Origin of the sequence: Flavobacterium sp. (assembly GCF_027490375.1) — a bacterium.
In the GTDB taxonomy this organism is placed as follows: domain Bacteria; phylum Bacteroidota; class Bacteroidia; order Flavobacteriales; family Flavobacteriaceae; genus Flavobacterium.
Genome location: NZ_JAIXYH010000056.1, coordinates 1 through 14,730, shown reverse-complemented (window position 1 = coordinate 14,730; position 14,730 = coordinate 1). Strand labels below are relative to the sequence as shown.

The 14,730-nt window shown below is 38.4% G+C and carries 15 protein-coding genes; 11 read left to right on the top strand and 4 right to left on the bottom strand.

The features are described 5' to 3' along the window. Positions 1-12 precede the first annotated feature (12 nt). From Q0064_RS07010 to Q0064_RS07000, 3 genes are all read right to left on the bottom strand, one after another. Positions 13-366, bottom strand: a complete 354-nt coding sequence (locus tag Q0064_RS07010; RefSeq protein ID WP_298146337.1) for a hypothetical protein — start codon at positions 364-366, stop codon at positions 13-15. A 52-nt stretch (positions 367-418) separates the two neighbouring features. After that, the gene (locus Q0064_RS07005) at positions 419-835 is read right to left on the bottom strand and encodes a response regulator (protein WP_298146335.1); all 417 of its coding nucleotides are present in this window, start codon (positions 833-835) and stop codon (positions 419-421) included. A gap of 92 nt (positions 836-927) precedes the next feature. Continuing rightward, positions 928-1,449 carry a hypothetical protein gene (locus Q0064_RS07000; RefSeq protein WP_298146333.1) on the bottom strand — a complete coding sequence of 174 codons (522 nt, stop codon included), beginning with the start codon at positions 1,447-1,449 and terminating at the stop codon, positions 928-930. 249 nt (positions 1,450-1,698) lie between these two features. On the opposite strand from Q0064_RS07000, the gene Q0064_RS06995 reads away from it, so the two are divergent. From Q0064_RS06995 to ccsA, 3 genes are all read left to right on the top strand, one after another. Next, complete coding sequence (locus tag Q0064_RS06995; protein ID WP_298146331.1) at positions 1,699-4,029, top strand: UvrD-helicase domain-containing protein; 2,331 nt, start codon at positions 1,699-1,701, stop codon at positions 4,027-4,029. A 1-nt stretch (position 4,030) separates the two neighbouring features. Further along, positions 4,031-4,651 (top strand): L-threonylcarbamoyladenylate synthase, encoded by a 621-nt coding sequence (locus Q0064_RS06990; protein ID WP_298146329.1) that lies wholly within the window; start codon positions 4,031-4,033, stop codon positions 4,649-4,651. 243 nt (positions 4,652-4,894) lie between these two features. Continuing rightward, complete coding sequence (gene ccsA / locus Q0064_RS06985; RefSeq protein WP_298146327.1) at positions 4,895-8,047, top strand: cytochrome c biogenesis protein CcsA; 3,153 nt, start codon at positions 4,895-4,897, stop codon at positions 8,045-8,047. A gap of 38 nt (positions 8,048-8,085) precedes the next feature. Here the strand turns inward: ccsA and Q0064_RS06980 are convergent, their stop codons facing one another. After that, the gene (locus tag Q0064_RS06980; RefSeq protein ID WP_298146324.1) at positions 8,086-8,607 is read right to left on the bottom strand and encodes a hypothetical protein; all 522 of its coding nucleotides are present in this window, start codon (positions 8,605-8,607) and stop codon (positions 8,086-8,088) included. 186 nt (positions 8,608-8,793) lie between these two features. On the opposite strand from Q0064_RS06980, the gene Q0064_RS06975 reads away from it, so the two are divergent. The 8 genes from Q0064_RS06975 to Q0064_RS06940 all read left to right on the top strand — a co-directional run bounded on the left by Q0064_RS06975 (position 8,794) and on the right by Q0064_RS06940 (position 14,511). Further along, positions 8,794-9,327 (top strand): hypothetical protein, encoded by a 534-nt coding sequence (locus Q0064_RS06975; protein ID WP_298146322.1) that lies wholly within the window; start codon positions 8,794-8,796, stop codon positions 9,325-9,327. A 396-nt stretch (positions 9,328-9,723) separates the two neighbouring features. Next, positions 9,724-10,083 (top strand): lipocalin family protein, encoded by a 360-nt coding sequence (locus Q0064_RS06970; RefSeq protein WP_298146320.1) that lies wholly within the window; start codon positions 9,724-9,726, stop codon positions 10,081-10,083. 50 nt (positions 10,084-10,133) lie between these two features. Then, positions 10,134-11,153 carry a hypothetical protein gene (locus Q0064_RS06965; RefSeq protein WP_298146318.1) on the top strand — a complete coding sequence of 340 codons (1,020 nt, stop codon included), beginning with the start codon at positions 10,134-10,136 and terminating at the stop codon, positions 11,151-11,153. A gap of 419 nt (positions 11,154-11,572) precedes the next feature. Then, positions 11,573-12,112 carry a hypothetical protein gene (locus Q0064_RS06960; protein ID WP_298146315.1) on the top strand — a complete coding sequence of 180 codons (540 nt, stop codon included), beginning with the start codon at positions 11,573-11,575 and terminating at the stop codon, positions 12,110-12,112. Positions 12,113-12,322: 210 nt separating this feature from the next. Then, complete coding sequence (locus Q0064_RS06955; protein ID WP_298146312.1) at positions 12,323-12,691, top strand: hypothetical protein; 369 nt, start codon at positions 12,323-12,325, stop codon at positions 12,689-12,691. Positions 12,692-12,879: 188 nt separating this feature from the next. Next, positions 12,880-13,476, top strand: coding sequence for a hypothetical protein (locus Q0064_RS06950; protein ID WP_298146309.1), 597 nt, complete (start codon positions 12,880-12,882; stop codon positions 13,474-13,476). A gap of 498 nt (positions 13,477-13,974) precedes the next feature. Further along, positions 13,975-14,217: a type II toxin-antitoxin system ParD family antitoxin gene (locus Q0064_RS06945; RefSeq protein ID WP_298146307.1), complete on the top strand. Its 243-nt coding sequence runs from the start codon at positions 13,975-13,977 to the stop codon at positions 14,215-14,217. Next, positions 14,218-14,511: a type II toxin-antitoxin system RelE/ParE family toxin gene (locus tag Q0064_RS06940; RefSeq protein WP_298146304.1), complete on the top strand. Its 294-nt coding sequence runs from the start codon at positions 14,218-14,220 to the stop codon at positions 14,509-14,511. The last annotated feature ends 219 nt before the right edge of the window (positions 14,512-14,730 follow it).

The window sequence follows — 14,730 nt, the reverse complement described above, 5'->3', positions numbered from 1 at the left end:
TGTAGCTAGGAGTTACGTAAAAGTAGGCGGTGCACGAAGTGATTTATAGGTAAAGTGTTTATTAATCCAACTGTTCGAAGGTTGAACAATGGTTTTTTGCTTGAGTGTTGGCTGAGCAGTTATTCCGACATACAAATCGGATGGAAATAAATCGCTGATTACAGCCAGCGTACAGGAGTCGCAATGCAAGGAAAGATCTCCGTGGCTGTGGTGCAAAACCGCTTTGTCGCTCGTTTCTGTAAAAAGCGCACAATGCTTTGATTTATTTTCTTCGAAGTGATGAATGCGGTGTGCAGATTGCCAACCAAAACTTCCTAAAAGCAAGGCGGCAAGTAAACAAACTACGTATTTTTTGAATGCATTCACGGGTCAAAAGTACGCTTCAAATAGGTGAATGTGCCCTAAATTTAGAAAACTTTCACACTGAAGTCGAGGTGTCGCGGGCAATTTTAGTGGTAGCTAAGGCGCTTTTGACCAAGTTAAACCAGTCGTTAAAATCGGATGGTTTTAGGAAAAAGTTCTGTGCACCAGCGGCTTGTGCCAAATCGTAAACTTCTTGCTGTTCGATGGTAGAAAGAACAATGGTAGGAATTTCTTGAAGTTTGGGTTGTTGTTTGATCCACAGTAAAAAATCAATTCCGTTTGTAATGGGCATGTAATAATCTACAAAGATGACATCAGGAATGAAGGATTCGTTTTCCAAAAAGCACTTCGCTTCACTAGCTGTAGTGGTAAAGCGATAGGCAGGTGTATCTACAAGTTTACTCAGTGCGTCGAAAAGAAAATAACTATCATCGGCATCGTCGTCAATATGCAATACACGTACCGTTTTCATAGAAATTCTTGTTTAAGACGTCAAAGAAAAGCGGAACAGCAAACGCAGTTGATACGTTTTAGCCTTATTCTTTTACAAGATTTTACGGTTTTTTATATAAAGCGCTGTACTTCAGTGCGAAGCATATTAATAGCTAAGTTTGTTGTAGAGGCGCTATTTACGGCATTTTGCAACAGTAACTGTCGAAATCTATCCACATCAGTAGCTTCTGCAAGCATTGAAATTTCTCGAATACTTCTAAGTGTTGCATTTTTAGCTGCGGTGATGGCCAACCAACACTCGGCGGAAACATAAATTTGTTGCGTTAAATTGTGTTCAAATTCTTGTTCCACCGTGGCGGATAAAATTTGTACGTACGACTCCGTGTCGTCGTGAACAGGCGCAATTCGCACAGCAACTTTAGCGATCGAAATCCGATCCATTAATAAGGTTAAGCGCTCGTAAGCTTGCAATTTAAGAGGTAAAGTTTCTTTTTGTGTTTGGCGAAGAATTTCAAATCGGCGCTCTTCGTTCTGATTTGAGACAAAATTTTTGAAGAAATTCACAGCAACAATGCCTACAATGAGCGCAGGTAAAATGTTCAGTAAGGCTTTTAAAAGATCGTCTGCATTCATAATTGCTAAAATTTTCGCGCAAAGGTAGCTAATTTCTGTTTCTGCGACCAGCTGCCTACATTTCCTCGTTTTTTCTAACGATTCAAAAAATGATTTGCTTTTTCAGGATGCTGATATAGCGGAAGTTACCCACTGTTTTTCTTTTGATATAGAATTTATTTCTGCGAGGCTATTTTTTGCGAAAATGCCTTTCGGCGAATGGATTAAAACCGAGTAAGATTCTTTAAATTTGTGGTTTATTATTTTACGATGGAACGCTATATAAGCCAGTTAAACGATGCTCAGAAACTTCCTGTTTTACAGAAAGATGGACCGATGATAATCATTGCCGGTGCCGGTTCTGGAAAAACACGAGTGCTCACCATTCGAATTGCTTACCTGATGAGTCAGGGAGTCGATCCGTTCAATATTTTAGCTTTGACCTTTACCAACAAGGCGGCACGCGAAATGAAAAAGCGTATTTCCGATATTGTTGGTTCAAACGAGGCAAAAAATCTTTGGATGGGAACTTTTCACTCGGTATTTGCCCGAATTTTACGTGCCGAATCTTCGAAGCTGGGTTATCCAAGCAATTTTACCATCTATGATACGCAAGATTCCATTCGATTGCTTTCTTCTATAGTAAAGGAAATGCAACTCGATAAAGACATCTACAAACCAAAACAGCTCTACAACCGCATTTCTTCATACAAAAACAGCCTCATTACCGTTCGTGCGTACTTTAATAATCCGGAATTGATGGAAGCCGACGCCATGAGTAAGAAGCCACGTACCGGAGATATTTATCAAGAATATGTAGATCGCTGCTTCAAAGCTGGTGCCATGGATTTTGATGATTTGTTGTTGAAAACCAATGAATTGCTCAATGTTTTTCCAGACGTACTTATTAAATATCAAGATCGTTTCCGATATATACTCGTGGATGAGTATCAAGATACCAATCATTCGCAGTACTTGATTGTTCGCGCCTTATCCGATCGTTTTCAGAATATCTGTGTCGTGGGCGATGATGCACAAAGCATTTACGCATTTCGCGGCGCCAACATAAACAATATTCTAAATTTTCAAAAAGATTATCCCGACGTAAAAGTATATCGACTCGAACAAAATTACCGCAGCACACGCAATATCGTTGAAGCGGCAAATTCGATTATTGAAAAGAATAAAACCAAACTAGATAAGGTGGTTTGGACGCATAACGACGACGGTCCGAAGGTGAAAATTCATCGAAGTATAACCGATGCTGAGGAAGGTCGATTTGTAGCTGCTAGCATTTGGGAAGAACGAATGAATAAACAGCTTTCTAATAATTCGTTTGCCATTTTGTACCGAACCAACGCTCAATCGCGTGCTATGGAAGATGCGCTGCGCAAACGCGATATTCCGTACCGTATTTACGGTGGTTTGTCTTTTTATCAGCGAAAGGAAATTAAAGATGTTTTGTGTTATCTGCGTTTGGTTTTGAATCCGAAAGATGAAGAAGCGCTCATTCGTGTCATCAATTATCCTGCGCGAGGAATAGGCGATACGACCATCGAAAAACTTACCGTGGCTGCAAACCATTACAAGCGATCGATTTTCGAGGTGATGAAAAACATCGACAAAATTGATTTACGACTCAATGGCGGAACGAAAAACAAACTGCGCGATTTTGTGACGATGATCGAATCGTTTCAAATCATCAGCAAAGAGCAAGACGCGTTCTATGTAGCCGATCATGTGGCCAAAAAAACCGGATTAATTCAGGAATTGCGCAAAGACAATACGCCCGAAGGCATTGGCCGACTCGAGAATATCGAAGAATTACTTAACGGTATAAAAGATTTTATTGAGGGACAAAGGGAAGTTGATGGCGCCACAGGAAGCTTAACCGAGTTTTTAGAAGACGTAGCGCTGGCAACGGATTTGGATAAAGATACGGGCGACGATGATCGCGTGGCTTTAATGACCATACATTTGGCAAAAGGACTAGAGTTTCCGTACGTGTTCGTGGTTGGAATGGAAGAAGATTTGTTCCCCAGCGCCATGTCGGTAAACACACGTGCCGAGCTCGAAGAAGAACGTCGTTTGTTTTATGTAGCACTGACACGTGCCGAGCACCAGGCGTATTTAACCTATGCGCAATCGCGGTATCGTTGGGGAAAACTTACCGATTGTGACCCGTCGCGATTTATCGATGAAATAGAACCGCAGTACGTCGAATACCTGACGCCACCAGAAAATACCTACCAATACAAACCCATGATTAATCTGGATATTTTCGGCGATATCGACAAATCGAAATTGCGCTTATCCAAACCAGCACCGGGAACGCCACCGGCATACATTACAAACGAATTGCCGAAAAAGCCAGAAGGTTTACGTCGATTGAAACCCGTTAACATTCCGTCGAAAAATACGGTTGATACCGGGAATAACAACTTAAATGCGGGAACCACTGTGATGCACGAACGATTCGGAAAAGGGATTGTTATTGGTATTGAAGGCAGTGGAGCCGACAAGAAAGCCGAAATAAACTTCGAAGTGGGAGGCGTAAAGAAACTCTTGTTACGCTTCGCAAAACTCACAATTCTTAACTAACATGGCACAATTCATTAAAATTTATCCCGAAAATCCGAATCCCGCTGCCGTTAAGAAAGTAGTTGATGTGCTAAAAAGCGGCGGTTTGGTGATTTATCCAACCGATACAGTTTACGGTTTAGGCTGCGATATAACCAACTCCAAAGCACTCGAACGTATCGCAAAAATTAAAGGGATTAAACTCGAGAAAGCGAACTTTTCCTTCATTTGTTGCGATCTGAGTAATTTATCGGATTACGTTAAACAAATTGATACGGCAACGTTTAAGTTATTGAAACGCTCCTTACCGGGTCCGTACACCTTTATTTTACCGGGAAACAGCAATTTGCCAAAAGAGTTTAAGAAGAAAACAACCGTTGGTATTCGCGTACCGGATAACGAAATTGCGCTTGAATTGGTGCGTCAGCTCGGAAATCCAATTGTCTCCACATCGATTCACGACGATGATGAGGTTCTTGAATATTCCACCGATCCGGAACTCATCTTCGAAAAGTGGCAAAATTTAGTCGATGTGGTAATCGATGGCGGTTATGGTGATAACATGCCTTCAACCATCATCGATGCGAGTGGTCGCGAACCTTTTGTTGTTCGTGAAGGAAAAGGCGATATTTCAATTATCTAGCGCTTCGTCTGCAAGAAAATCACTTTCGAAAACGCTCTCAAAATTAAGTTTCCCTAAAAATATAATTGCGGAAAATTCAATTGACCTTACTCAGTTTTTACAGTCGCATAAAACTTAAATGCTAAATTTTAAACAGTATCAATAAAATTTAGTGCTTTAACTAAATTCTAAGAATAATCTACGACGGTAAAGCTGTGTTTATTGCGTAATTTTGTGCCGCGCAAAAAAAAGCGATACCACATTATGGCAAAATCTCTTTCCCAAAGATTGCTCGATATATTATTTTCTACGCGTTTAATGGCCGTTTTGTTTATTTCGTATGCGGTGGCCATGGGCATAGGAACCTTTGTAGAAAGTGGCTACAACACCGAAACGGCGCGTATTTGGATTTACAACGCCTGGTGGTTTGAGCTGATTCACTTATTGTTTTTGGTGAATTTTTTCGGAAATATCAAACGCTATCAGCTTTACAAGCGCGAAAAATGGGTAACGCTATCCTTGCACCTGTCGTTTATTTTAATCATTATCGGTGCTGCCGTTACGCGTTACATCAGTTACGAAGGCGTTATGCCGATTCGCGAAGGCGCAGCATCTAACGAAATTCTTTCAGACAGAACGTACCTGACCGCTTTTGTGGATGGCGAATTTCAAGGCGAATTCAAACGTAAAACCATCGAAGAACCACTACTTCTGAGCATGGTTACCGACAACGACTTCAGCATTTCGGACGATTTTAAAGGAAAGCCGTTCGAAATTACCTACGTGAATTACATCATGAACGCCAAGTCGACCATAAAGCCCGATCCCAACGGCGTTTTGTATTTGAAATTAGTAGAAGCAGGAAATGGCGAACGTCATGAGCATTATCTGAAAGAAGGTTCGGTGCAAAATATTCACAATTTACTTTTTGCTTTCAATAAAGAAACAGCTGGAGCCATTAACATCAGCGGCGATGCTAACGGCTTGAAAATAGCGACACCTTTCGATGGTACGTTTATGCGAATGGCCGATCAAATGCAAGGAAAAGTACTTCCAAACACCACTGCCGATTTAATGCTGCGCTCGTTATATAACGTGGGTGGAAGTCAGTTTGTATTTCCAGAACCTGCCATAAAAGGTGTGGAAACCTACGAATCGAACAACGATTGGGAAGATAAAAATACCGATGACGCGCTGATTGTTAACGTTACCGCAAACGGAAAGACCGAAACCGTAACCTTGGTAGGAGGGAAGGGCAAGCAAGGTGAACCTAAAAGTTTTAAGCTAGGCGATTTAGATTTTACGCTCTTCTATGGAAGTAAAGTTTACCAATTGCCGTTTAAAATTCAACTCAATGATTTTATCGCTGAAAAATACGCCGGAACGGAAAAGAGTTATTCGTCGTTCGAATCGAAAGTAACTGTTATTGATGGTGCGAAGAAGTTCGACGAACGCATTTACATGAACCATATTTTGGATTACGGCGGCTATCGTTTCTTCCAAGCATCGTTTGATCCCGACGAAAAAGGAACCGTCTTATCGGTAAATCACGATTTCTTTGGAACTTGGATTACCTACATTGGTTACTTTATATTGTATCTAGCGATGATGCTTATTTTATTCACAAAGAACACGCGCTTTGCCGATTTGAAAATGAAATTAGAGAAAATAAAAGCCAAGAAAGCCGCACTTACGGTACTACTTTTACTTGCGTCGGTTTCGGGTTTTTCACAGCACGAGCATCAGCAAACCTTAAGTTTACAGCAAATAGATTCGATACTGGCAAAGAATATTCCGCCTGTTGCGCATGCCGAACGTTTTGGCCGACTCATTATTCAAGATGAAGGCGGACGTATGAAGCCAATCAATACTTTTTCGTCGGAATTGTTGCGAAAAGTTAGTAAAAGCGATCACTACAAAGGCTATAATTCGGATCAGGTTTTCTTGTCGATGACGCAGTATCCGCGATTGTGGTTTGAAGTTCCGTTCATCTACATAAAAAGAGGTAACGACAGTATTCGCAAAATTATTGGCGTAGAACCGGGAGAAAAGCTTGTAAGTTTCCGCCGATTTTTTGACAAAGAAGGTAATTACAAACTCGCGCCCTATCTCGATGCGGCGTACAAAGCAGCCATTCCAAACCAATTTCAGAAAGATTTTATCGAAACCGATCGAAAAGTGAATTTGCTTAATTCGGCTTTGAGCGGCGGTATTTTGCGCATTTTCCCGTTTCCAAAAGATAAAAACAATAAGTGGGTGAGTTTCTTAGAAGTGCACCAACCTACCGGAACCTCGCTCGACACCATTAAAAGCATCATGCCGCTGTATATGACGGCGCTGGCAAAAGGAGCGGAGACGGGTAATTATACCTACGCCAATACTTTGGTAACCGGCATGGAAAATTACCAAAAGAAATTTGGAGGCAGCGTGCTACCATCCGAAGAAAAAATCGACGCTGAAATTGCATACAACAAATACGATATCTTCAAGAATTTGTTCTGGATGTACATGCTCACCGGCATTCTGATGTTGCTTTTCGCGATTGTAAACATTCTAGCCAACAAAAAATGGATTAACTATGTGATTAACGCATTTCACATCTTGGCCGCGCTGTTGTTTGTTTTGCACACAGTGGGTTTAATTGCCCGTTGGTACATCAGTGGTCACGCGCCGTGGAGTAATAGTTACGAATCGGTTATTTATGTCGGTTGGGCAACCATGTTCTTCGCATTGGCGTTTGATCCTAAATCAAAACTTACCGTTGCTGCGGGAACTTTTGTTGCCAGCATGATTTTAATGATCGCGCATTGGAGCTGGACCGACCCTGCTATTGGAAATTTGGTGCCGGTTTTAAATTCGTATTGGTTGATGATTCACGTAGCTGTAATTGTTGCAAGTTACGGTCCGTTTACCTTGGGAATGATTTTAGGTTTGGTAACCCTCATCCTGATGATTTGCACAACAGCAAAAAACAAGGTGAAAATGAATTTGCACATCAAAGAACTAACCTACATCAACGAAATGGCGCTCACAATTGGTTTGGTTATGCTTACCATCGGAAATTTTCTCGGCGGGCAATGGGCAAACGAAAGTTGGGGCCGTTATTGGGGTTGGGACCCAAAAGAAACTTGGGCCTTGATTAGTATTATGGTGTATGCTTTTGTAATTCATGCGCGCTTTGTGCCTGCGTTGCGCGGCGTTTGGATTTACAACTTAATGAGTGTACTCGCGTTTTACTCGATTATGATGACGTACTTTGGAGTGAATTTCTATCTCACCGGACTACATTCTTACGCAAGTGGCGATAAAGTAGTAACGCCTGTTGAAGCTTATTATTCGTTCGCAGCGATTATGATACTGTCCGGATTTGCTTGGATTAAATACCGAAAGTTTTACAAAGCGAGTGCCGTAAAATAAATTGATTGGTTCACAATTAACAGCGAGAAACAGCTGTTTTAGGTTTTCCAAGTAAGCCAAAGAATCCAAAAAATAATCATGGCATTAATGAGAATGGCATTATAAAACCCGTTAACAGTTAGTTTTTTGCTAAATTGTAAGAAACAAAAGCTTATTAGCGAAGAAATGCCCAACATGGCGTAGAGGTACAGCATAAAACCGTTTACGGATGATACTAGATGTTGGGAATAGTCGTTGTCATCGGAATAAACGCCAATTACATTTTTAAACAGGAATGTGTGGGTTATGGTTATTCTGGGATTTGATATAGCCGCGTTTTCAGTTGAAAATTCAAATCCTTTGTCGGTTAAAAACTTATACCCTTTATAATATTTGTTCGTACCAGTGTACGTATTTGTGCTGTTAGAAAAGCTGATGTAGCTAAAAATGCGATCTGGAGTTTCTTTAGTAGGTAACACAAACCGATCAAGAAGTAGTGTATTGATAAACAATGCTAATGCTCCCAGCAGTATTCTGGTAGCTTTGTGGTACTTTATCAGTTTTGATTGATTAAACTCCATAGAAAAGTGTTTTATACTAAAATCTAAGTTAGTGTTTTTCTAATATTTATATTTTGTACTTCTCTGAATAATCAATAATTCTAGTGCCGATTTTTTAACAACATATTCTAATTTAAAAAAATAGCATTGATCATCTGTTTTAATGAAGATTAGCTTTCTTTGTTAACGTATTTGGTTTTTAAAAAAATGAAAAAAATTGCAAGCATTTTATTTTATGTTGCTTTTTGTTTATTTACAGGTGTGCGATGTCAGGAACGCCAGAAATCTGGAGTTAATCAATTTCTTACTTGGCATTCGCAAGCGGCGCAGAAAAACTTGGGAGTTTCAACTGATTTTTCGAAAAGACTTGTTTCCAAAAATTTACTAAAACTAGATACTTTAAGCCCCGAAATGGTCGAACGATTTAAATTGGAACCGTTTTTTTCAAAAGCTGATTTGGATACAATAAATAAACAAATTAAATTTTGGAATGATAAATCGTATTGGAATTCAAGAATTTACAATCTGCCTTTGTTTGATCCTGATACACTTCGCAACACTTCGCAACAGTATCATGAGTTTTCAGTTCCTATTTTCTCAAAGGATAGAAAATACTGCTTGTTTAGGTCTAATATCTCCTGCAAAGAGAATTATTGTCATAAAAATTTGTACGCGATTTATCAACAAGAACCGAACAACCAGTGGAAAATGGTAAAAATTATTTCTCAGCTTAGCTTTTAACTATACGGTTAAGTTTACTCTGAGTAATCGCCTATAAAACATACAGCCGTTTGAACTGGAAATTCGTTGCGTGGAGTTCAGTAATTTTCTAATCATGCAGCATGCTTTTTTGTCGCATTTTTAGCATCAGTTAGTAATTTTAGCGTACAGCATTTCTGTTAAAATTTTCTGAATATTTAAGATAATAAATTGTAGCATTTTGAGTTATAGTTGATGCAGTGCTAACTCGTTAATGTGTATGAATATCAATATTTAAAGCAAATTATAACAAGCGAGTACTCCTTTGGAGAAAAAGATTGTTTTACGTGCTTTTACTCGTTTGTACAACAGTAATTTGACTAACACTTAATAAATTTACGATTACCTTTTAACTTATAACCAACTAAATCATAACTTATGAAAAAACTACTTGTTCTTTTAATCGGATTTGTACTGTATTCGTGCTCAAATACAAAAGACTACGAAAACATTGCTGGAAAGTGGAAATGCTCAAATTGGATTATTGAATCTACCGGCGAAGATAAGTGCAACAATAATGTGTTTTTTGAATTTAGAAAAGATAAAACGTACACCTCCAAAATAGGTGATCTCGAAGAATCTGGGGTGTATCAAATTGCCGAAGGTACACTGTATTCGACGCCTGAAGGCAAAATGGAAATTGGTGTAGAGATTACTGTTTTGAATCGTGACACACTTCAGTTTGTCATGAGTAGATCGGGTGTTAAAGAGGTGCTTACGTTGCTGCATCAGAAATAAAGCAGTATTTTCACTAATCTTTTTTCAGAAAACCTTTTGCATATCAAACCATGAGATACTTAAGAATAGGTATTCTTTTCACTTTTGTTCAGCTCACTTCAGCACAAACCACGTTTATCGTTGATGGTTTTTCGGACGATTACTATGGTAAAGTTCAGATAAACGATACCACAGAAATTTTCAGTGCAGGATCTGTGGCTATTTTTAGTAAAAAGCTAAATAAAGAGATTCTCCGTGTTGATTCAGACGAGTTGGCAACAAACCTGCATCAAGGTAAATTGGTTGCTAACATACGTTCACTGCCGTACGGAGAACAAAGTTTAATCATGTACGGCGACTATAACTTTGACAACAAGAAAGATTTCGCCATTTGTGACGGACAAAATAGTTGTTATCACGGGCCTTCTTTCAAGATTTACCTAGCCACAAAAAAGGGCTTTTCCTACAGCAAAGCATTCACTCGTTTAACACAAGAATATTGCGGAATGTTTGAAGTTAATTCGGAATCAAAGACGCTAAATACCTTCACCAAAAGTGGTTGTTGCATGCACGCATTTTCCGAATTTGTTGTTGAGAAAAATATACCGAAAGCCATAAAAGTTGTGACTGAGCAAAATGAAATGGCTTATAACACGATTACAGTAGAGACAAGAAACGGTACACAAATGCGGGCGCAAACAGTAAAAACGATAGATGTAAATCGAGAAGGAATAAAAGTAGTACTCTCATTTATGATTCCTGAAAGCGGGAAAAATGTAATACTCTTTAATTGTAACGATCGCACATTAAATTGTGCTATACTGCAAGCAGACAAGACGGTCGAGTTTTCTTTCCCAGTAGAAACCATCTATAAAAATCCGGATTTCAGCTACGATACTTCGGCAAATAATCAATCGTTAACTTTTTCATCTGGGAAAACAACTTACACCATTTACGACAATCTAACCGAGTTGAAAATGCGAGTTTGTGTTGATGGAAACTGTTCCTATGTACTAGCCGATAGCAGTACGAAAATAGGCAACTTGCAAAAACTATTAGAGGTGAAACTTGATAACGTTGTGATACACTAGCACTAGAAAGGGAAATTAGCGTTTAGCGTTTAGCGTTTAGCTTCTTTCGCTTTTTTCGCTTCTTTTGCTTCTTTTGCTTCTTTTGCTTCTTTCTATTTTTTAGCTTTTTTCTATTTTTTCGCTTTTCTATCTTTTCTAGCTCCTTCCCGCTGTCCGCTATAGTCCGCAAAAAATGGGTCGCGTTCACACGGTCTGTAGTGGGCTTCTGGTGGCGCCACTGCAGCCGCGGTTCACGTAGCCCCATTTTTCTTGCGGGCTGCCGCTGCCATCGGGGCTAGGGCAGACGTTACTAACGTTTGGTGGAAAAAGTGTATATTCGATGAAGATAAAAGACGAAAAAAGGGTTCAATTTAACAGATTAAAAATGCGCATAAATTTATCGCTGCAATTAGCTGTGATTAAATAATTTAAGTGTGTTTTTGAGAATTGAAAAAGGGGAGGGGATTTCGCCAATTGTTGAGTTACAGGGCATTTTAGGGCGACATCAGAATGACATTATTAGACAAATGATTTTACTTGACATTTTAGTAGGACAATTTTTGCCAAGTTTGTTTGGCTGGACATTTTTAGTTTTTGTTTTAATAACTGAAAGTTTTTTGCTTTCAAAATATTTGACGAAAAGTTGGCGACACAAAACAATATTTACGACAGTAATAGTTTCAAATGTTATAACGACAATTATTGGCTATTTGCTGCTAGACGAAGAAAGTGGTGGCGGACATTTATTAAACTGGATACCTGTAGACCATTATCACGGAGACATAAGGCTTGATAGAACACTATTCCTATTCATTTCAACATTTATTGGAAGTGTGATTGTTGAAGGACTTTTTAACATTCTTGTAATTAAAAGATATTTTGCAGTCAAGAAAATAATTTTAGGAACTGTATTGGTTAATATGTTTACATATTTAGCAGGCGGACTAACAATTTTGATTTATAATATTTACACCCTTTGACATTTCAAACAAACATATATATCAAGAGAAAAACGCCCTTTAACAGCACCTACAAGAAACTGGCGTTTCAGTGGTTAAATGAAGCCTTTTGCTTCGTATCAAGTTCTGTAGTGGCAGATCGTTTTGTGCTCCGAAATCGCCAGCTTCTTGACGAGGTAAATCGTTAAATACAATTTTAAAGACAACCCAAACGTAACAACAGACTCCTAAATGAAGAACGAAAAAACACCAACATATAGACTACGTTTCTTTTTCGACTATGGTTGCGGTGGTTGTCTGTGGTGTGACAATGACGCTGCGTATAAAAAATTTGATGTTGGAACTTTAGACGCTGAAATTTTCGATGCGAATGGAAAAGTTAATCAGCAAGCAAGAATTAAATTACCAAATTCGACAAGACAAAAAGTATTGGAACTCGACAAATTGTATAGCGAAAGTATAAATTGGGAAGACCCAGCAGGAGATACTTTGTGGGACAAAACACAATGGGACAATTTCCATTCACAGACAAGAGAATTGCACAAAGAAATATCGACTATACTTGGTAACGACTTTGAAATTTTGTATAAACAAGAATAGAAAAACGCCACAGAACAGGCGTTTTGCAATAGCGAGAGATTAAAGCTTCTAGGATAGTGAGGTGCTCAATTCAGCTCGAAAGCTTTCGGGATTGATCATCTAATGAAGTATAGTGCTGAAAATCCGCATTAGCAAATTGAAAAAACGCTATTAGTTATGTTAAAGCGACCACAAAACACTAACAAACAATGAAAACAGTTAAGACACTACGTGCGGGACTTTTATTATTAATTCTGACATCATTTAGTTCTGATAAATTACCAAAAACATTTACGGACTTGCTTGATCGTGGTAACTTGACTTTTCAAAAACCGACAGGACTTGAAGAAACACAAATCATTAAAAACTTGGAAATGAACTACGAGTATGCCATAAAGTATCCTCAAAGGAAATTTGAAGTTCGTTATGCAATTAGACCTTTGGACAATTTAATTCGTGATTATAACGAAAAGGAAAAGAAGAAGAATCGAGGTGAGATAAATATTCATCCTAACAAATTATATTCTTCTCTACTACAAGTGACAACCTTAAATATTTCAGGCGGACAATTACCCGAATTGACAGTATTTGACAAGCATGCTGTAAAACAAGAATTCAATGCCGACTGGGGTGCAACTACCTTTGTTGAAGTAGGAAAAGAATTTGGACAAGAGTATAAATACTGTATGATTGTGGCTATTCACAAAGACAATTGTGCAGACGCATATTTCTTTTATCTTTCCGATACAAAAGACGGGTACGACGAATTAATGGATCCTGCTTTTCATTCACTAAAATTCAAGTAACTTGAAAAGCAAAGTAAAAACCAATAGAAGAAAAACGACTTATTACACACAAAACCGTCCAACAACCCCACTCAAGAATTACTTCAAAATAATAACACAAAACGCCCTCCTTTAAATCGAATTAAAGCAGTTTTATATTTTAGTTATCTTTAAAAACTATTAGATTTTTAGCGTTTAAAATCGAGTTTTTGTCGTCTTCAAAGCACGTATTGACGAAAAGGACTTTCCCTTGTTTTAAATCAAACTTTTGATTACCGAGATTAATGTGTGCTTTTAGTTGGTAGTTGTGCAAAGGGCATACAGGTTTTGCCTCTGGCGGGGTGTCGTGCAAACTTGGAGCTTTGTGCTTTAATAAACTTTAGTAATAAATTCAGCTTTTGTACTTCCATTTCCCACTATAACGCAAAGCTTAAAAAAATTACTTTCCATTTCTCAAAAAAGCTGCTGAAAACAACTTTGCGTACCAATAATTGGTATTTTTGAAAAAAAGGAAATGTCATGGCTAAAAACACATCTATATTATTGGGAGACTATTTCGAAAACTTCATCAACGAAGAGATTTCTTCGGGTCGTTTCAGTTCTGCTAGTGAAGTTGTGAGAACGGCCTTAAGATTACTTGAATTGGAAGAACAGAAAATTAAAAAACTGAGAGAAGAAATTGAAATCGGTGAAAAAAGTGGAATGATTTCAAATTTTGATCACGAAGCTCATTTGGCAAGCCTTCATAAAAAATACTTATGAATGTTGAATACCGAAATAAGCGCAAAAGCTCTAGAAGATATTGATAAAATTTGGCTTTACACTCTAGAAAATTGGTCACTCAACCAAGCTAACCATTACTACAGACTAATCTATCTAGAAATTGAATATATCGTTGAAGATTTTGAAGGTGGAAACGACATTGGTAATATTGAATTGGGTTACAGACAATTCAGAATAAAATCACATTTAATTATTTACCGAAAAGCCGAAGATGGAGTTGTTGAAATTGTTAGAGTTCTTCATCAGATGATGGAAATTCGTAATCAACTGTGAACGAAACGGCAGGTAACAGCCGTAGCTGTTCCCCAACCTCTTTCAAAAATAAAAAGTATAAATCTGAACAGAAAAAGACCTCTTTAGAAGCGATTTTTATTAGAAGCTAGTCCCGATAGCTATCGGGATTGATGAATTCACCACTTTATGTATCGTTTTGTCCTACTGAACCCACATATCATCGACCGGTGCCTGAGCCTGTCGAAGGCTAATCATTTT